Annotated in this window: 18 protein-coding genes; 13 read left to right on the top strand and 5 right to left on the bottom strand. The window is 39.5% G+C overall.

Annotated elements, in window-relative coordinates; translation table 11 throughout:
• Nucleotides 1-147: 147 nt before the first annotated feature.
• A complete protein-coding gene (modF, locus tag ACU696_RS17490) occupies nucleotides 148-1,617 on the bottom strand; it encodes a molybdate ABC transporter ATP-binding protein ModF (RefSeq protein ID WP_164529078.1) in 1,470 nt (489 codons plus the stop codon).
• A 139-nt stretch (nucleotides 1,618-1,756) separates the two neighbouring features.
• Nucleotides 1,757-2,545: a molybdenum-dependent transcriptional regulator gene (gene modE / locus ACU696_RS17485; protein WP_004909124.1), complete on the bottom strand. Its 789-nt coding sequence runs from the start codon at nucleotides 2,543-2,545 to the stop codon at nucleotides 1,757-1,759.
• Between the two features lie 218 nt (nucleotides 2,546-2,763).
• On the opposite strand from modE, the gene ACU696_RS17480 reads away from it, so the two are divergent.
• On the top strand, nucleotides 2,764-2,916 hold the full coding sequence (locus tag ACU696_RS17480) for an AcrZ family multidrug efflux pump-associated protein (RefSeq protein ID WP_004909125.1): 153 nt from the start codon (nucleotides 2,764-2,766) through the stop codon (nucleotides 2,914-2,916).
• Nucleotides 2,917-3,001: 85 nt separating this feature from the next.
• Here ACU696_RS17480 and ACU696_RS17475 read toward each other — a convergent pair whose 3' ends face one another.
• Nucleotides 3,002-4,051, bottom strand: a complete 1,050-nt coding sequence (locus ACU696_RS17475) for an ElaD/SseL family deubiquitinase (protein WP_004909126.1) — start codon at nucleotides 4,049-4,051, stop codon at nucleotides 3,002-3,004.
• 277 nt (nucleotides 4,052-4,328) lie between these two features.
• Here ACU696_RS17475 and modA point away from each other — a divergent pair, with 277 nt between their 5' ends.
• Genes modA through modC form a run of 3 tightly spaced genes read left to right on the top strand, consistent with a single transcriptional unit; the run spans nucleotide 4,329 to nucleotide 6,889 of the window.
• Nucleotides 4,329-5,105, top strand: a complete 777-nt coding sequence (gene modA / locus ACU696_RS17470; protein ID WP_109910958.1) for a molybdate ABC transporter substrate-binding protein — start codon at nucleotides 4,329-4,331, stop codon at nucleotides 5,103-5,105.
• Nucleotides 5,106-5,130: 25 nt separating this feature from the next.
• Nucleotides 5,131-5,820 carry a molybdate ABC transporter permease subunit gene (gene modB / locus ACU696_RS17465; RefSeq protein WP_109910959.1) on the top strand — a complete coding sequence of 230 codons (690 nt, stop codon included), beginning with the start codon at nucleotides 5,131-5,133 and terminating at the stop codon, nucleotides 5,818-5,820.
• Between the two features lies 1 nt (nucleotide 5,821).
• Nucleotides 5,822-6,889 carry a molybdenum ABC transporter ATP-binding protein ModC gene (modC, locus tag ACU696_RS17460; protein WP_004909131.1) on the top strand — a complete coding sequence of 356 codons (1,068 nt, stop codon included), beginning with the start codon at nucleotides 5,822-5,824 and terminating at the stop codon, nucleotides 6,887-6,889.
• A gap of 84 nt (nucleotides 6,890-6,973) precedes the next feature.
• On the opposite strand, the gene ACU696_RS17455 is transcribed toward modC, so the two are convergent.
• Complete coding sequence (locus tag ACU696_RS17455) at nucleotides 6,974-7,792, bottom strand: pyridoxal phosphatase (RefSeq protein ID WP_209101180.1); 819 nt, start codon at nucleotides 7,790-7,792, stop codon at nucleotides 6,974-6,976.
• Nucleotides 7,793-8,552: 760 nt separating this feature from the next.
• Between ACU696_RS17455 and ACU696_RS17450 the strand changes: the two genes are divergently transcribed.
• The 5 genes from ACU696_RS17450 to pgl all read left to right on the top strand — a co-directional run bounded on the left by ACU696_RS17450 (nucleotide 8,553) and on the right by pgl (nucleotide 13,080).
• Nucleotides 8,553-9,515, top strand: a complete 963-nt coding sequence (locus ACU696_RS17450; protein WP_209101182.1) for a Gfo/Idh/MocA family protein — start codon at nucleotides 8,553-8,555, stop codon at nucleotides 9,513-9,515.
• Between the two features lie 14 nt (nucleotides 9,516-9,529).
• Entirely contained in the window at nucleotides 9,530-10,732 is a 1,203-nt protein-coding gene (locus tag ACU696_RS17445) for a DegT/DnrJ/EryC1/StrS family aminotransferase (RefSeq protein WP_209101185.1), read from the top strand.
• A complete protein-coding gene (locus ACU696_RS17440) occupies nucleotides 10,729-11,157 on the top strand; it encodes an NUDIX hydrolase (RefSeq protein WP_004909135.1) in 429 nt (142 codons plus the stop codon). Before ACU696_RS17445 ends, ACU696_RS17440 begins: the two co-directional genes overlap by 4 nt.
• Before the next feature lie 31 nt (nucleotides 11,158-11,188).
• A complete protein-coding gene (locus tag ACU696_RS17435) occupies nucleotides 11,189-11,983 on the top strand; it encodes an inositol monophosphatase family protein (RefSeq protein ID WP_109910963.1) in 795 nt (264 codons plus the stop codon).
• A 116-nt stretch (nucleotides 11,984-12,099) separates the two neighbouring features.
• A complete protein-coding gene (pgl, locus tag ACU696_RS17430; RefSeq protein WP_109910964.1) occupies nucleotides 12,100-13,080 on the top strand; it encodes a 6-phosphogluconolactonase in 981 nt (326 codons plus the stop codon).
• Between the two features lie 277 nt (nucleotides 13,081-13,357).
• Here the strand turns inward: pgl and bioA are convergent, their stop codons facing one another.
• Complete coding sequence (gene bioA, locus ACU696_RS17425; protein WP_209101187.1) at nucleotides 13,358-14,626, bottom strand: adenosylmethionine--8-amino-7-oxononanoate transaminase; 1,269 nt, start codon at nucleotides 14,624-14,626, stop codon at nucleotides 13,358-13,360.
• Between the two features lie 93 nt (nucleotides 14,627-14,719).
• On the opposite strand from bioA, the gene bioB reads away from it, so the two are divergent.
• Genes bioB through bioD form a run of 4 tightly spaced genes read left to right on the top strand, consistent with a single transcriptional unit; the run spans nucleotide 14,720 to nucleotide 18,347 of the window.
• Nucleotides 14,720-15,757: a biotin synthase BioB gene (gene bioB, locus ACU696_RS17420; protein ID WP_164529075.1), complete on the top strand. Its 1,038-nt coding sequence runs from the start codon at nucleotides 14,720-14,722 to the stop codon at nucleotides 15,755-15,757.
• Nucleotides 15,757-16,914, top strand: a complete 1,158-nt coding sequence (bioF, locus tag ACU696_RS17415; protein WP_117162176.1) for an 8-amino-7-oxononanoate synthase — start codon at nucleotides 15,757-15,759, stop codon at nucleotides 16,912-16,914. Before bioB ends, bioF begins: the two co-directional genes overlap by 1 nt.
• Nucleotides 16,892-17,677 (top strand): malonyl-ACP O-methyltransferase BioC, encoded by a 786-nt coding sequence (gene bioC, locus ACU696_RS17410; RefSeq protein ID WP_196723766.1) that lies wholly within the window; start codon nucleotides 16,892-16,894, stop codon nucleotides 17,675-17,677. The genes bioF and bioC overlap by 23 nt, the downstream gene beginning before the upstream one ends.
• Nucleotides 17,670-18,347, top strand: coding sequence for a dethiobiotin synthase (gene bioD / locus ACU696_RS17405; RefSeq protein ID WP_209101190.1), 678 nt, complete (start codon nucleotides 17,670-17,672; stop codon nucleotides 18,345-18,347). Before bioC ends, bioD begins: the two co-directional genes overlap by 8 nt.
• The last annotated feature ends 86 nt before the right edge of the window (nucleotides 18,348-18,433 follow it).

Here is an 18,433-nt window from a genome sequence, read left to right as displayed (position 1 = left end):
TGTGATTTTTCTAATTGAAAATAACTGAATAATAATAAATTAAACAAAATCAAATGGTTGTAATTAGATAATTTAGTTATCATCTATTAAACATTAGATTAAATTTGCCAATAGTTTCATCGTATCTATTGGCAAATAAGTCAAAAATTAGAGCGCTTCAATATCGTAACGGTATTTTCCATTATCAGGGACAAAAGTGAGCCGATGCGTAATACAAGCAGGGGCATCTTCATGATGATGGGTAACGAACAGGAGTTGTGTGTTACCTTGGCTTAGCATTACATCAATAAACCGCAGTACTAATAATCGGTTAAGACCATCTAAGCCTTGTAATGGCTCATCTAAAATCAGCATGGCAGGCTGTTTAACTAGCGCTCGGGCAATCAAAACTAAGCGCTGCTGCCCCCACGAAAGACTATGGAAAGGTTGCTGAGCTGTTTGTGTTGAAAAACCTAACAAAGCTAACCATTCATGCGCTAATTGTATTTGACGGTCAGAAGGTGCTTGGTACAAGCCAATAGAATCATGAAAACCGGAAATAATGACATTGAGTACACTGGTTGCGACTCGGTATTCTTGGTGAATGCTATTGCTGACATACCCAATATGGCGCTTAATATCCCATATGGTTTCTCCTGACCCACGACGGAGGCCAAATAAGGTTAAGTCATTACTGTACCCTTGAGGGTGATCTCCTGTAATCAAGCTCAGTAACGTTGATTTTCCTGCTCCATTTTCGCCGATAATTTGCCAGTGTTCGTTTGGATTTACCTGCCAATTTAAACCGTGCAGTATCGGTTTGTCATTGTAGCTAACGGTCCCATTTCTCAAAATAATACGAGGCGTTGTATCATCCAGTTTTTCGTCTGCGGTTGGGTCTTCGGTTTCAGGGATGAAAAGATGTTTAATTTTCTCGCTGTGCTGTAATTGTGTGATTAGCGTGTTAGCGAGTACTGACTCTCTATTTCCCGCCATCGTTAGCTTACAGTCTGCGACAACACCCATATTTTCAATAAATTCAGGGAGTTCATCAAAGCGATTTAGCACTAACACCAAGGTGAGGCCTTTTTCAGACAAACTAGAGAGTAGTTCACTAAGATGATTTCTTGAGTAAACATCTAAGCCATCAAATGGCTCATCAAGGATTAGCAAGTCAGGGTTGCCCATTAATGTTTGGCATAATAAAACCTTACGAGTTTCACCGGTGGAAAGGTATTTAAAGCGACGCGAAAGTAAGTCACTGATACCAAAGCGAGCGGCCAGTTCGAGACAAAATTCATTGTCTTTATGGTTAAATTGAATGATTTCAGCAGCGGTATACCCTGTGTCATCTTCATCATCACTGAGCATATCCGTATTGTTGCGCTGCCATTCTTCATTGATGATTTTTTGTAATTGTTCAAATGATAAACGAACTGGAGAGGTGAATGTATTTTTTACGACACCCGAAAGTGGAGGGAGCTCATTGGAAAGCACTCGAGCGAGTGAAGATTTACCGCTGCCATTAGCACCAATAAAAGCCCAACTTTCCCCTTTTTCGATGTTAAGTTGTTGAATGTCTAAAGTCTGGATTTCGCTGAGCTTAAAGTTGCCATGTTGTATTGTTATTGTGCTCATCAAGCTTCCTTATCATGATTATTTACCTTGTCATCTATCACAAATAATCAGGATTGAAGATAAAGTCAACAACTGAACGGCATGGCAGGAAAAAAAAGGTGAATGCTTACTTACTTTTATAGTAAGTAAGCAGGACAAATTAACACAGGGTGGCAATAATCACTTGGTCAGCATTGAATAGTGCAGTAACGCTATTATTAATTTTCAAAGATTGGCTATCAATTTCACTGTTTGGCATAGTTGAACATAAAGTTTCACCGCCTGTGAGTGTCACTATCACTTCGCTGTTCTCATCACCTCTCTCTAAAGTGGTAATTTTCCCTGCAAGGTAGTTATCAAAGCCTGTTGGGTTAGGTTGTTTAGTTATTTTTACCCAAGGTGCTTTAATCAATGCGAGAACTTCTTTACCTTCGGTTAACCCTAAACGGTTAGCACTTTGCTCTGTTAGTGCGGCATTAATCACAGTGCTGTTATCGGCTAAGCGAATTTGTACATGTTGTTGAACTTGCATATGGTCACGGGAAATTAAAGTACCAAAAAATTGGTTACGGGCACTGGTTTGCAATGAAAACCGTGAAATAGCCGCTAATAAGCTGTCTAAAGGGAGATTATCTTCTTTGAGTACATCAAAGGCTTTTTGTTGAATTTGCGCCAGTAAATCATAAAGTTGAAGTAATCTTTCACCATAATGGGTGAGTGTTGTGCCGCCACCGCCTTTGCCACCTGTTGCTCTATCAACAAGGATATCATCAGTGAGTTGATTCATTTCATTGATGGCATCCCAAGCACTTTTATAGCTGATCCCTGCGAGTTTAGCGCCTTGGCTGATTGACCCTGTCGCTTTAATTTGTTTTAGTAGCGCGATACGGCGAGGATCAGCAAATAAACTGCCCTGTAGTTTCAGTGTGAGTAAAATTTCGGCCTGCATAAATTTCTCCCTTCCGGCGTGGCTGGTGATGACAGACGTAAAAAGCACGTTTAGTATGTCGTTAGTATAATATTTTGTCTAAAATAGTCTCCATTATAACGTAATTGTGCGTTATTATTCTGATTTGATTTATACTCAATGTACTGAGAGTCAAGTTTTCCCTCGTCGGCGTATCTTGTAGGCTGGTGGGCACAGTATCACTGAAGAGGTTTTTTCCTATGTTTGAACTAATTAAAAGTTTGGGTTTTGCCCTGATGATGGTTCCAGTCGTTATGTTTTTGATCATGGGTTTGATCTATGGCTTGGGTGCATTCTTTAACTTACTGTCTAAAGCACATGTACCTCATCATCACAACACTGAAAACAAGTAATTTTTAACAAAATTTCTTATGTGGCTGATTATAGACCCCCTGACTGTAAATGCAGTCAGGGGGTTTTTCATATTGGAGAGGAATTTCATGATGGTCGGTATTCGTTATCGTAGTAAGTAGAAAATAATTGCCGACGTTCATGAAGATTAAATTGCTCTTGTTCATAAATTGTTTTATTTAAGAAATCTTGGTGGAATTGTTTGAGCGTTTTATCAGGATCTTGCTGAATATTTTCAGTTAATTGCTTTATTGCTGCAATAACAAATAATCCACAGCCATTAGGTACGTTCTGTTGGATGTTTCCTTCTATGTAAGTGATATCTTCTTCAGTAACACCGCCCTTTTTGGCTGCCACTGTTATTTCTTTTCGAATATCGGTACTCACGTTATCGTATGAATTAAATAGAATGCATTTTCTTTTATTATTCGCTGATTGATGTATTGGATCTGCCTGATAGAGCACAAATAAGATCCAATGGTTATCATTAACATTGATAGGGAATAATTCGAATTGGTTTAATGTGTTGCTATTCAAGACTTTTTGTTCAATTATTTCTGCTAATAAATTGTATCCGCTTTGGGTGAGGCCTATTGAGTCATTGACCGTCATATTTGATGGCAAAGTTGGGTTATTTTTATTGCTTGCATCAATCTCATCACTTGTTGTCATCCTGTTATTATCCCAAAGAGTGGATTCCGTAGGTTCATTTTTCATCAATAGTTTTGTTAAACCAAGTCTATCAATAACTTTTTCTATTGCAGATCCGACAATATAAAGCAGCTTAGAAGGGGTCGTTAGTTTCGAGTCTTTTAGGTGTTTTTTGGTTTTTGTATTAAGGTGTAATTGATATAATTTTTTGCTAGTTTCTTGTATTTCTTTATCTATACCTTTCTTTGCAGGCAGCTTTCCGCTAAATAAATCAAACAGAATATTTTCTGCTTTTCTTCCCTCACTGTCTTGCCGTAGAGCGATATTGTGTAATAAATCGATACTCTCTAAGTTCCCATTACTAGCCGATTTTGCTAAAGAAGCTAAGGTTTCAGATGCTATTTCTTTATCAAACAGTCCATTAAACTGTTCGACTGTTAATTCTGCCATAAAGTGCGTACTAAGCTTTGTCGGAAAGGCCACCATATAATTACCTTTGCTATGTCATTTGTAAAAGTGGAATGGAATACTGAAATGTGCACAACTTGTGCCGATAAAGTTATAAGGGCAATAGAAAGTTTTCTATAGAAAAACGATTTGGGTACTTGTGTGTTTTTTCATCAGCTAATTTATCCTTTAGGGAAAACATGCAACAAAATTGCATCATTTCTTGCGCCAGCACACTTTTATCGCGAGTTTGACTTTAAGTTATCGCTGTGTCCTGTTATATATAACGTGTCGATTAATACTAGGGTAGATAAAAATGAAAAAAGGTTTGGTATCACTTCTCGCGGGCGCAACATTGACATTAACGATGGCTAGCCACAGTTTTGCAGCTGATAAAATTACGGTTTTTGCCGCTGCATCACTGACTAATGCATTAAATGAAATCTCAGAACAATATAAGAAAGACACCCAAGTTGAAGTTGTTGCTTCTTATGCATCTTCTTCGACTCTAGCTCGTCAAATTGAGCAAGGTGCTCCCGCTAATTTATTCATTTCTGCTGACCAACAGTGGATGGATTACGCTATTGATAAAAAGTTGATGGTCGAAGATACACGCTATACATTATTAGGTAATGAATTGGTGTTAATCGCACCGAAAGATGCAAAAATTGATAAAGTCGAAATCAATAAACAAACGGATTGGAAAAAATTGCTAGATGGTGGCCGTTTAGCCGTTGGTGATCCTGACCATGTCCCTGTTGGTATTTATGCCAAAGAAGCGTTAAGCAATTTAGGCGCATGGGAAACGGTTAATCCACTATTAGCGCGTACGAATAATGTGCGTAGTGGTATGGCATTAGTTGAACGCCAAGAAGCCCCTTTAGGGATTGTTTATGGTTCTGATGCTGTCGCTAGCCAAAAAGTCAAAGTGGTCGGTGTGTTCCCAGCAGATACACATAAACCTGTTGAATACCCAATGGCAATTGTTAAAGATCAAGATAACCAAGCAACGCGTGATTACTATGAATACTTGAAAACCCCTGCGGCTTCAGAAGTATTCAAACGTTACGGTTTTGAACCTCGAACTAAATAAACGTTAAGAGAGCATTTTTTTGCAGATGTTAAGTCCTTATGAATGGGAAGCGATTTACCTAAGTCTAAAAGTATCCAGTGTAGCTGTAATTTTCAGTTTACCATTAGGTATTTTAATTGCGTGGGTATTGGTTCGCTGTAATTTTCCTGGAAAAACACTGCTTGATAGTATTATCCACCTACCACTGGTATTGCCGCCAGTGGTAGTGGGGTACTTACTGTTGATCAGTATGGGTAAACGCGGTTTTATCGGTGAATGGTTATATAACTGGTTTGGCTTTAGTTTTACCTTTAGTTGGCGGGGCGCTGCGCTTGCGTCTGCCGTGGTTGCATTTCCACTAATGGTGCGTGCAATTCGTTTAGCGCTTGAAGCGGTTGACCAAAAATTGGAGCTAGCAGCGAGGACATTAGGTGCGACACCATTACGTGTATTTTTCACGATAACCATTCCGCTCTCTCTTCCCGGCATTATTGTCGGAACAGTGTTAGCCTTTGCACGTTCGCTTGGTGAATTTGGCGCCACAATTACTTTTGTTTCGAATATACCAGGTGAAACACAAACCATCCCATTAGCGATGTACACCTTAATTGAAACGCCGGGGGCAGAAGTAGACGCTGCGCGCTTATGTGTCATTGCGATTATTTTAGCCTTGATTTCATTATTGATCTCAGAGTGGCTAACCCGCTGGGGTAAAAAGCGTTTGGGAGTGGCCTAATATGTTAGAACTCGATTTTTCACAAAAATTAGGCGACTTACAGTTAGAAGTTAAAACGCAATTGCCAACGGAAAGTATTACCGCGGTTTTTGGGCTTTCTGGCGCAGGAAAAACCTCGCTTATCAATGTGATAGGTGGGCTAACTAAACCCAGTAAAGGGCGTGTTGTACTCAATCGTCGTACATTGGTGGATGTAGAAAAAGGGATTTGCTTACCGCCCGAACAACGCCATATCGGTTATGTATTTCAAGATGCACGGTTGTTTCCTCATTATCGGGTGAAAAGCAATTTGCGTTATGGCATGGCGCCTGAAATGAAAGCCCGCTTCGACGATATTGTCGGGCTGCTTGGTATTGAAAAATTACTCAATCGCTACCCGATAACCCTTTCTGGTGGTGAAAAACAACGAGTTGCCATAGGTCGTGCATTGCTTACAGCCCCTGAAATTCTCCTGATGGATGAGCCGTTAGCCTCTTTGGATCTGCCCCGAAAACGGGAATTGCTGCCGTATTTAGAAAAGCTTTCTCAAGACGTTAAAATTCCGATTTTATATGTCAGCCATAGTTTGGATGAAATTTTGCGTTTAGCAGATAAAGTCATCGTGATGGCACAAGGTAAAGTTAAAGCCTTTGGCGCCTTGGAAGATGTTTGGGCAAGCAGTGCTTTGCGTCCTTGGCTACAGCAAGAAACGTTAAGCAGTGTGGTCAGTGCAACTGTACATAGTCAACACCCTGATTATGAAATGACAGCGGTGATTGTGGGGAGTCAAAAACTGTGGATCCCACGTGTTAACGCACCACAAGGCACTAACGTTCGGATACGTATTGATGCATCGGATGTATCTTTGGTGCTTGAAAAACCACAAGTGAGCAGTATTCGAAATATTTTGGCCGCAGAAGTGGTTGAATGGATTGAAGATGGCGAACAAGTGGATGTGAAGCTAGATTTAGGCGAAGAACATTATTTATGGGCACGTATTACCCGCTGGGCAAGGGATGAGCTGTCTATTCGTAAAGGTAGAAAAGTGTATGCGCAAGTGAAGGCTGTATCGCTATCTCGTCATCTATAATCACTCGTCGTTCTTGGCGTTGTGACAATAGAAAATAAGAAAAGGAAAGCTGAGCTTTCCTTGAATTAATAAAATAATTGGACGTTACAGAACGTACTTACGGATAACTTCAGCAATACCCGGTTCAGTATTAACTCGAGTCACGAGCTTAGCTTGTTGCTTGACTTCATCAACCGCATTACCCATCGCGACACCTAAACCTGCGGTTGTCAGCATACTTAAATCATTGAAATTATCACCAAAAGCGACAACATCATTCATTGTCATCCCTTGGGATTCAACCCATTCCTTTAAGCGTTGGCCTTTACTATTACCTTTACGGCCGACATCCACCTGATCCATCCAAGACCATTCACAATCTAAACCAAAGTCATTTTCAATTTCACTAACGACTTGATGAAGTTGATCTGTATTTGGTGAGCTAACAGCAAATTTCCAAATAGAATCATAGTTATGCATCACATCAGCGTAATCTTCAACAAATTCAATGGTTGGACGCTGTGCAACAGGTAAGGATTCAGCCCAATTTAATGTACGTTTAATGCCTTCTGTTTGCGCGTTATAGAGCATCGCATTATCAACATACATTAAATGTTGAATATCAGTACCACGCAGTTTATCGATCATTTGCGTGACTGAATCGAGGGTCATCGGATTAGATTTTAGGACTTTTTTGCCTAAATAATCGTATAGATAAGTTCCGTTACAGCAGATCGCTGGTGTATCAAGGTCTAAGGTTTGGTAAAACGGATGAATAGCGACATGATGACGACCTGTCACAATGATGACCTTAACGCCTTGGCGACGGGCTTCCTGTAAGACAGCTAGAGATTCCGGTAGAATTTTCTTTTGGTTATCAAGTAGTGTTCCATCAAGATCGAGCGCAATAACGCGGTATGACATAAACGGCTCCACGTGATTTTAGAGTTATCTATACGATGATTGGCAGCATCAGTATAGGAGATGAGGATATATTGAGCACAGCTATAAACTATCATATTCATGTTAGTAAGCTAAGGTTGTTTTATCATCATAGCGGATAATAGTAACGAACTGAACCGTTTTAGTATCACTATTATTTGTTCTTGGCACGATATATATAGTGGTGTTGGTGTCATTTTTTACAGTTAAAGCGAAATTAAACTAATAGCTGCGATAAATTGTAGATAATATTAATTGGCATTGTTAAATCTAGCTGTTGTTGAGGTTGTCTGTCAGAGACAGATATTCCATATTGTTTAGGTAGATACTTTTGATGTGAAAAGCTCAATATCGACTATGATTTTAAAATTTTAAGATAATGAGGCGTTTTTTTAGTAAATTGCAGAATTGAAATTTCGAACGCTCAAAAAGTTGTTAGCATGGACTCATACTACATTGAAGTGATTTGTGGCGAAGGTTATTTAGATAGTATTTAGCATCTTGCTAGTAAGAATAAAGGGTTTATTGTGGTAGCCAATAAAACTTTGATGTTACATTAAAAAATCAAGTTGAAATAATATACTTCGTTATTTATTAAAAATAAACAAGCATAATATAAAAAGTAATTTTCTTAGATTGTTTTCTTTGTAAAATATTAACTAATATGCATGTCGTTTTAAATTGAAAATAAATTTCATGCGAAATAGTTGGGCCATTAATATGGGGATTTAATTATATAAGGTTGGCGATAATTGGATGTGGGAATATTGTAAGAAAGGAACACATACCTGCATTATGTAGTTTGGGGGTGAGTATTAGTGCGCTGTGTGATATATCGATAAGTAATATTTATAAAACAAAATTATTATTAAATTACAGTCCTCCTACTTATTTATGTTATCGTAAAATGTTCGATGAAATTGAGCCAGATACAATTATTATTGCTCTTCCTCATGAGTTATATGAAAATGTAATTTTTTATTGCTGTAAAAATAATATAACAATAATAAAAGAGAAGCCATTTGCTTTAAATGTCATGCAGGCGAAAAAATTAAAGAATTTAATAATTAAAAATGATATGAGATTTTTTACTGTTTGTCAAAAGAGATATACGTTAGCTTATGAAAAACTGAAAGAATATTTAATCTCAACAGAAGAAAAAGTCTCCCAAATAGAAATAAGATACACTATTCCTAGTAAAAATCCAAATAGTGACTGGAGAAGCAGTCATGCGAGTTCTGGTGGTGGTGTTTGGTTGGATATGGGCTATCACATTGTAAATTTAGTAAACTATTTATTTGATGGAGATGAAATTAATGTTAATTACTCTAGGTTAATAAATACTTCTTCTGGTGAATATGATGTTGATGATGTTGCTTTTGTAGAGTTACAATGCAGAGATACAATTATTTTTATATATATATCATGCGTAGGATATAAGAAACATGAAGATGTAACGTTAATAAGTAATAATTGTATTATTTATGGAAATGAAAATATAGTTCAGGTTAAGTCAAAGAAACAAAAAATAATAAATGAATTTAATTTTATTAATGCACTTGAGTCACCATTTGTTCGTATGTATCGAGAGCTTTTTTTCAGTGATTCTCAAGACAGTTTCAATAGTAACTTAGTCAGTTCACTTGCCGTGACCGATATTTTAGAAATTGCTTTCAAAGAAAGTGGTTATAAAGCGATAAAATAAAAAGGAATGGAAGTATGATGAAATCAAAATACTGTAAGTTTAGTCATCCAATTATTACAGATGAAATTAAAGATAGTGTTAATAGGCAACTTTTTGAAGATATCTCAATTTATGATAATGGTGGAATTTACGAGCGCCTAGAAAGTACATTTAAAGAAATTTTTGATGTAGAAAATGCAATTGCTGTTAATTCTGGTACTACAGCATTATTTTCCATGTTTTATGGTGCTGGTATAGGCCGAGGGGATGAAGTAATAGTCCCTAGCTATACATTCTTTGCTACATGCTCTCCACTCCACCAGCTAGGCGCTGAGCTAAAATTTGCAGACTGTGGGGATAATGGCAATGTAGATCCAAAATCCGTAGAAGCCCTGATTAGCGATAAAACAAAAGCGGTGATTATTACACATATGTGGGGGATACCGTGTGATATGGATGAACTGATAGATATATGCGAACGACACGAAATTCTTTTATTAGAAGATAGTTCTCATGCACATGGAGCAACTTGGGATGGCAAAATGATTGGGAGTTTTTCTGATGGTTCTGTTTGGAGTTTTCAGGGTAAGAAAATACTAACTTCAGGCGAAGGTGGCTTCTTTGCCACTAAGCATCGTGAATTCTACGAACGAGCTGTGTTAGTCGGGCATTTTAATAAGCGTGCAAAAAAGGAAGTGAACACTGATAGTTTAAGAGATTTTGCTATTACAGGGACTGGCCTTAATTTACGAATGCACCCACTTGGTGCTTCGGTTGTTATGCCTCAGATGCTAAACTTTGAGCAGATGATGCAAGAAAAAAGGGAAACGGCTCATTTATTGAAAACTGGAATTGAGCAGATCGATGGTTTAAAGATAGTTCGCATTCCTAAAAAAGCGAACCCAGCTTGGTATGCCATGCCAGTTATGTTTGATCAGTCTAAATTTTCAATTGGTCTGCATGAATTCGTAGATATATTAAACCAAGCTGGTGCACTTGAGGCTGATATACCTGGCTCAACGTGCCCTATCAATGAATATTCTCTCTTTCACTCACCAAATAAAATCTCTCGTGACTATGGTGAGAAAATTCGAATTAATAAAGCTTATTTCGGAAATGCTATAAAATTTCACAATAGTATGTTTAAGTTGGATATTTGGTACGGAGAAGAGCGTTTCAATTTTATTGATAATTATTTATCAATCATTTCATCTGTTGCAGAGAAGTATCGAAGATGATAGAAAAATATATCCCTCATTCAGTCATGTCCAAACTTAAAAACTATGATCGTGTTGTTGTAGGCGGTTTAATCAAAGCTGGACATGATTCAAAAATTCTTTTTTTGAAGCGTTCAGAAGGCGAGTTCATGCCAAATGTATGGGAAATTCCTTCTGGTGGCATGGAGTGTGATGAAGATATGCAGACAGCGCTTAGTCGTGAAATCGCAGAAGAAACCGGAATGATAATTATTGAAATTTCTGGGTTTTCCGGTGCGGTTGAGTACCAAGCAATGGGCCAACGTTGTATCCAATTAAACTTTAATGTTTCATGCTCTGGTCATGTTTGTTTAAGCTCTGAGCACTCAGATTTTGCATGGTCTACTGTTGAATCATTCAAGGGAAATCTTGATCGTTTTATGTTGAGAACGTTAGGGTTGCAATGAGTTACCAAAAAGCTAGTTAAGGAGTTCTACAGTGTTAAATATTGCTTTAGAAGCCGCGAATACTGCTAGTAAATATTTACTAAAAGGTTTTTACGAAGCTGGTACATTTACCAGAAAAATAGATAACACCATTGTTACCGCTACAGATCTTAAAGTAGAAAATGTGATAAGAGAAGTACTTCAGGCGAGAACTCCACATATTCCTATTTTAGGGGAGGAGTTCGGAACAAATATTGAAGGTGAATTTTCTACCGGATGGATAATAGATCCTATTGATGGAACACGAGCATTTTTGTATGGCGTTCCATTATTTAGTACGTTAATTGCTTATGTTGAAAGTGGCATTCCCCTTGTCGGAGTTATATCATTTTCCGCTATTGATTCTATATATTATGCATCGTTAGGGAACGGGTGTTGGTCTAAAAAAGGTGATCTTGCACCAAAACGGATATGCACTCAGATAAAAAAAACGAAAAAATTAGGCGAAGCTGTTGTTTCGATATCAGGTATACACAGTACCAATTTTGATAACAGAGAAGGTAACAAAGCTTACAATCTATCAAATGTCGTTAATTCTGCTCAAGATATGGTTTTTATAAATGATTGTTATCAGCATTTAATGGTAGCAGCAGGAAGGATCGATTGTGCTATTGATACGTTAATGAAACCATGGGATATCGCGGCTATTTTACCTTGCCTTACTGAAGCTGGAGTTTATTATGCAAACATTAATGGTAATAAAACAAACGTGATCAATGGGGGAAGTTTGGTGTCAGCATCCTCCTCTGAGTTATTGGATGAATTAATTGTAGCTTTAAATTCATGACGCTGAACTTTGGCGCTATTTACTCACTGTGATTTGCATAATATAGGGTATAGTGAAGCCAATGTAGTGGACTATAGATGCGGTTTTGTATTTTTATCATGAATTAAGGAGTCAGGATGAATCAGGTTGTTTATATTGCGAGCCCCGAGAGTCAGCAAATTCACGTGTGGTCGATGAATGAGGTTGGGGAACTTACTCTTTTACAAACAGTAAAAACACCAGGCCAAGTGCAACCTATGGTATTAAGCCATGATAAAAAATACCTTTATATTGGTGTGCGCCCGAATTTTCGTGTCGTAACCTATGAAATTGAAGGCAAAGGGACACTGCGTTTAAAAGCAGAAACATCCGTTCCGGGAACGCCAGTTCACTTATCATTGGATAACACGGGCAAATATTTATTTGTTCCTTCATATCATCAACATAATCTATCAGTTCTGACTATCAATGATGAAGGTGTACCAAACCAAGTCGTTCAAGTGATTGAAGGATTGCAAAATCCACATTCGTCTCATGTTGATGTTGATAATCAACAGCTTTGGGTGCCTTGCTTAGGTGAAGACCATATCCGTTTATTCGATTTACATGAAAATGGTTATTTAACCGAAGCAACTGCAGACCAAATTACTACGGCTGAAAAATCTGGCCCTCGTCATCTGGCCTTCCATCCGACTGAAAAGGTCATTTATTGTGTGAATGAGTTAGATTCAACGGTAGGCGTATATCGTAAATTCACTCGCTATCGTAACATGCAAACTTTGGCAAATTACCCATTAGGTAACGAAAGCCAGCGCTGGGCTGCCGATATCCATATTACGCCAGATGGCCGCCATTTATATGTTAGTGAACGTTCTGAAAGCTACCTCAGCCACTATCTGGTTTCTGATGACGGTTGCGAGCTAACATTAGAAGCACGTTACCCAACAGAGACGCACCCAAGGGGCTTTAATATTGATGCGACAGGTCGTTTTTTAATTTCCAGCGGGCAAAAATCAGACCACGTTTCAGTTTCTGAAATTGACCCGATTACGGGAAAATTGCGTTTATTAGCACGCTATGGGGTAGGGAAAGGACCTATGTGGGTCACTATCCTTTAATCTTCGTCATACTTCGAGCTATAGCGGTGTTGGCTTCACTCGGCTACTTGGGTCACATACTGGTGTATGCTCCCCAAGATATCCTCGATTGCCGCCTTGCTATAACTCGAATTATTTAGAAGATTCTCTAGTTAAAAATCGAGTTAAAAATCGAGTTAAAAATCGAGTTAAAAATCGAGTTAAAAATCGAGTTAAAAATCGAGTTAAAAATCGAGTTAAAAATCGAGTTAAAAATCTAGTTAAAAAATCGACTTAGATTAAGATTGAATTTATTGAGTTATCCCAACACTTTTGCCATCGTATTCGTCACTTTGCTCAGTTGCTCTGGGGTGATGATGTACGGTGGCATTACATAAATCAGTTTGCCGAATGGGCGAACCCAAACACCATTTTCCACAAATACTTTTTGCAAAGCCGCTGTGTTTACAGGTTTCTTCATTTCAATCACGCCAATTGCACCGAGAACTCTCACATCTGCCACGTTAGGATGGGATGCTAATGGTGTTAGCTCAGTCTTAAGTTGTTGTTCAATAGTGGTAATTGTTGTTTGCCAAGGGCTATTGAGCAGCAAAGTCAGGCTAGCATCTGCAACGGCACAGGCAAGTGGGTTGCCCATAAAGGTTGGGCCATGCATAAAACAACCCGCTTCCCCATTGCTAATAGTTTCTGCAACGTGGCGGGTTGTGATCGTTGCCGAAAGGGTCATATAACCACCGGTTAATGCCTTTCCTAAACACATAATATCCGGTGATATATTTGCATGATGGCAAGCAAACAATTTGCCCGTACGACCAAACCCCGTAGCGATTTCATCGGCAATTAATAATAGACCATATTGATCGCATAAATGGCGAACTCCCTTTAAATATTCAGGGTGATAGATGCGCATTCCACCAGCGCCTTGAACAATCGGTTCAAGGATGATCGCTGCAATTTCATGGCTATTTTCGGCAAGTTGTACCTCAAGAGGGTGCAAATCTGCACTATCCCATTCATCGTAAAAACCGCATTGTGGGGCTTCCACAAAAATATGCGGAGGTAAATACCCCTTATACAGGCCATGCATTGAATTATCAGGGTCACAAACGGCCATCGCACCGAAGGTATCACCATGATATCCATGACGTAATGTGAGGATCCGTTGACGCTTTTCCCCTTTGGCTTGCCAATATTGCAATGCCATTTTCAGAGCAACTTCAACCGCCACTGACCCGGAATCGGCAAGAAAGACACATTCGAGTGGCTCTGGCGTGATTGCTACCAACTGTTTGCATAGGTTCACTGCGGGTGGGTGCGTAATTCCGCCAAACATCACATGGGACATTTTCGCTAATTGCGTTGTGACCGCTTGGTTTAATACAGGATGATTATAACCATGAATGGCTGCCCACCATGAAGACATCCCATCAATTAATTTTTTCCCATCGGCCATGATTAGCTCAGCTCCATGGGCTTCAACAATCGGATAAGCCGGAATTGGCTGGCTCATCGAGGTATAAGGGTGCCAAATATGTTTGGCATCAAATTGAATATCTACGTTATCCATTTGCTATTATCGTCAACTTTTTTATCTCATTTTAGTTGACATGATAATCACAATATTTAAACTGGCAACAACTTTTTCAACTGGAGCGTTTCCGTGAGCCAATTAAAACAGTGGACAATAAAACAAGCTAATGAACTGTTTTCAATGCCTTTTTTTGAACTATTATTTCAGGCACAGCAAATTCATCGCCAACATTTCGACCCCCAGCAAGTGCAAGTCAGCACTTTGTTATCGATTAAAACTGGGGCTTGCCCTGAAGATTGTAAGTATTGCGCGCAAAGCGCCCGCTATAAAACAGGGCTAGAAACTGAAAAATTAATGGAAGTTCAGCAAGTTCTGGAATCGGCGAAAAAAGCAAAACAAGCAGGTTCAACCCGTTTTTGTATGGGCGCGGCATGGCGTAACCCGAAAGAACGCGATATGCCTTACCTTGAAATGATGGTAAAAGAAGTGAAGTCACTCGGCATGGAAACCTGTATGACTTTAGGGATGATTGATAATTCCCAAGCTCAACGCTTAGCAGAAGCAGGATTAGATTATTATAACCATAACCTTGATACCTCTCCAGAATACTACGGCAATATTATTACGACTCGCAGTTATCAAGATCGCTTAAATACACTCGAAAATGTACGAGATGCAGGGATCAAAGTCTGCTCGGGTGGGATTTTAGGCTTAGGTGAAAAAGTTAGTGACCGAGCGGCCTTATTAGTCCAATTAGCCAATTTACCGAAACCGCCAGAAAGTGTGCCGATCAACATGTTGATGAAAGTTGAAGGCACCCCAATGGCAGATAACGAAGATGTCGATGCATTTGATTTTATTCGTACTATTGCCGTTGCACGCATCATGATGCCAACGTCATACGTTAGGCTGTCTGCAGGCCGTGAATACATGAATGAGCAAACCCAGGCATTATGTTTTATGGCCGGTGCAAACTCCGTATTCTATGGGTGTAAATTATTAACGACGCCAAACCCTGACGAAAACAAAGACTTGGCGCTATTCAGAAAACTGAATATTAACCCTGAGCGTTTTGAAACCGACGAAGGGAATAACCATCAAGCTGCTAAGTTAGCCGAAACGTTGTTAACTGCTGATAACGCTCAATTTTATAACGCTGCAGTATAATGACTTGGCAATCATTTATACAAAACCAGATAGCGCAGCGTAAGCAGGCGTCTATCTGGCGTCAGCGTCAGTGCATTGATCATGCGAATGGTAGGTCTCTTTATTTTTCCGGAAAAGAATATCTCAACTTTTCATCCAATGACTATTTGGGGTTATCTCACCATCCCCAAGTGGTTGCCGCTTGGCAACGTGGTGCCGATGAATATGGCGTGGGGAGTGGGGGATCGGGACATATCACAGGGTTCACCAAAGCGCATAATAAATTAGAGCAAGCGCTCGCTGGTTGGCTAGGCTACCCAAAAGCCTTATTGTTTATTTCTGGATTTGCTGCGAACCATGCGGTGATCACCGCATTAATGACGGAAAAAGATCGTATCTTAGCGGATAAGCTCAGCCATGCATCGATCATGGAAGCCTCGATTCATTCGGGGGCTCAATTAAGGCGCTTTCAGCATAATAATCCATTATCACTCGAAAACTTAATCCACAAGCCTATTTCGGGAAAAACGCTTGTTGTGACGGAAGGCGTTTTTAGTATGGATGGTGATAGTGCTCCCCTTCAACAATTACAGGAAATAGCAAGAAATCAGCATGCTTGGTTGATGGTTGATGATGCACATGGTATTGGCGTTATCGGAGAACAAGGTCGTGGTAGCTGCTTTGCGAGTGGGGTTAAACCTGAAATTTTAGTCGTAACATTTGGTAAAGCATTTGGTTTAAGTGGCGCAGCGGTGCTGTGTGATGAGCCAACGGCTGAATTTTTCATCCAATCTGCACGCCATTTAATTTATAGCACTTCGATGCCTCCGGCTCAGGCAGTTGCTCTTCTAGCGGCCGTTGAGCAAATTCAGTTCGCAGATCAGGCACGAGAAGACCTTAAGCAACATATTGAATATTTTAGACATAATGCTGATTTTCATGGCATGCAACTGACTGATTCAACGACGGCTATTCAGCCATTAATTGTTGGCGAAAACCAAGCTAGCCAACAGTTAGCCAATTTTTTACGCAACAAAAATATTTGGGTGCAAGCGATTAGGCCGCCAACGGTTCCGCCCGGGAGTGCTAGGCTACGGATCACGTTAAGTGCTGCACACCAACGTCAAGATATCGATCAATTATTGGAGGCTTTACATGACTTTATCGCTCAGTCGTGAAAAGCATAAAATTGCAGCGGCATTTGGCCGTGCAGCTAAAAGTTATGATGCAGTGGCAAGTTATCAACGATCAACAGGAACACAACTCCTTGATCATCTGACTTCAGCCTTAAATCACTCACAATCAACGGCGCCATTGCATATTTTAGATGCAGGGTGCGGTACGGGCTATTTTAGCTATAAATTGAAAAACCAAGGGCATCGCGTCACTGCATTAGACCTTTCTGTGGGAATGCTTGAAATGGCACAAACGAAAGCCGTGGCCGATCACTATTTATGTGCTGATATAGAATCCATTTCATTAGATTCACAAACCTTTGATGTGGTTTTTTCAAATTTATCGGTCCAATGGTGCCAAGATCTGAGTAAAGCATTAAGCGAATTGTATCGGGTGACAAAACCGGGTGGAGTTGTGGTGTTCACTACGCTTGCAGAGCATTCTCTCACAGAATTATCTTCAGCTTGGCATTCACTTGATGGCTATTCGCATGTGAATTCCTTTCTCAGTGTTCAACAGATACGAAATAGTTGTCAGTCATGGAGACATAAACTTATTTTTCAGAAGGATACACTCTATTTTCCTGAGTTAATAGCGTTGCTCCATTCATTGAAAGGGATTGGCGCGACACATTTGACCACTGGGCGTAAAGCTGGGCTAGTGACTCGTCAGCATTTGCAGCAACTTGCTTTGCTCTATCCAATGACAGAGCAAGGCCTACCTTTAACTTACCATACGGTGTTTGGAGTGATTTACCGTGACTAAAGTGTATTTTGTAACAGGAACGGATACAGAAGTAGGGAAAACCGTTGTAAGTTGTGCTTTACTGCAAGCCGCAGGTTATCAAGGTTTGAACACGGTGGGCTTTAAGCCCGTTGCATCTGGAAGTGAACTCACGGTAGACGGGTTGCGTAATAGCGATGCGTTATTATTACAAGCCAATAGCCGAGTAAAATTACCCTATCAGGTGATTAACCCGATTGTGTTTGAAGCACCCACTTCGCCACATATTATCAGTGAAGAATTAAATCAACCTATTGAATTTTCAATAATCAATCAAGGGTTGGCTTATTTGAAATCTCAAGCTGATTGGTTATTAGTGGAAGGTGCTGGTGGCTGGTATACCCCGTTATCCGTAGAAAAAACGTATGCAGATTGGGTGATTGAACAGCAGTTACCCGTTATTTTAGTGGTTGGTGTTAAGTTAGGTTGTATAAACCATGCATTGTTAACCATGGAATCTATCGAGGCTTCAGGTTTGCCTGTGGCTGGCTGGGTCGCCAATGAAGTTGAACCTGCTGGTCGTTTCCAAGCACAATATTTGCTGACACTTAATCGAATGATTAAGGCACCTTGTTTAGGTGTGATCCCACATAAAGACACTCTTAACGGTGAATTAGGCAGCTATTTAGATCTTTCTTTATTAACTCTTTGATTATATAAAATTTATAAATATTTTACCCCAAGTAAGTCAAGTGCTTGGGGCTGATCAATTGTTAAATAGAGATCCGATCTTTTTTA

This window comes from Providencia sp. PROV_01 (assembly GCF_053098325.1).
The sequence above is the reverse complement of the archived record's forward strand: the minus strand, read 5'-3'. Positions and strand labels throughout refer to the sequence as shown.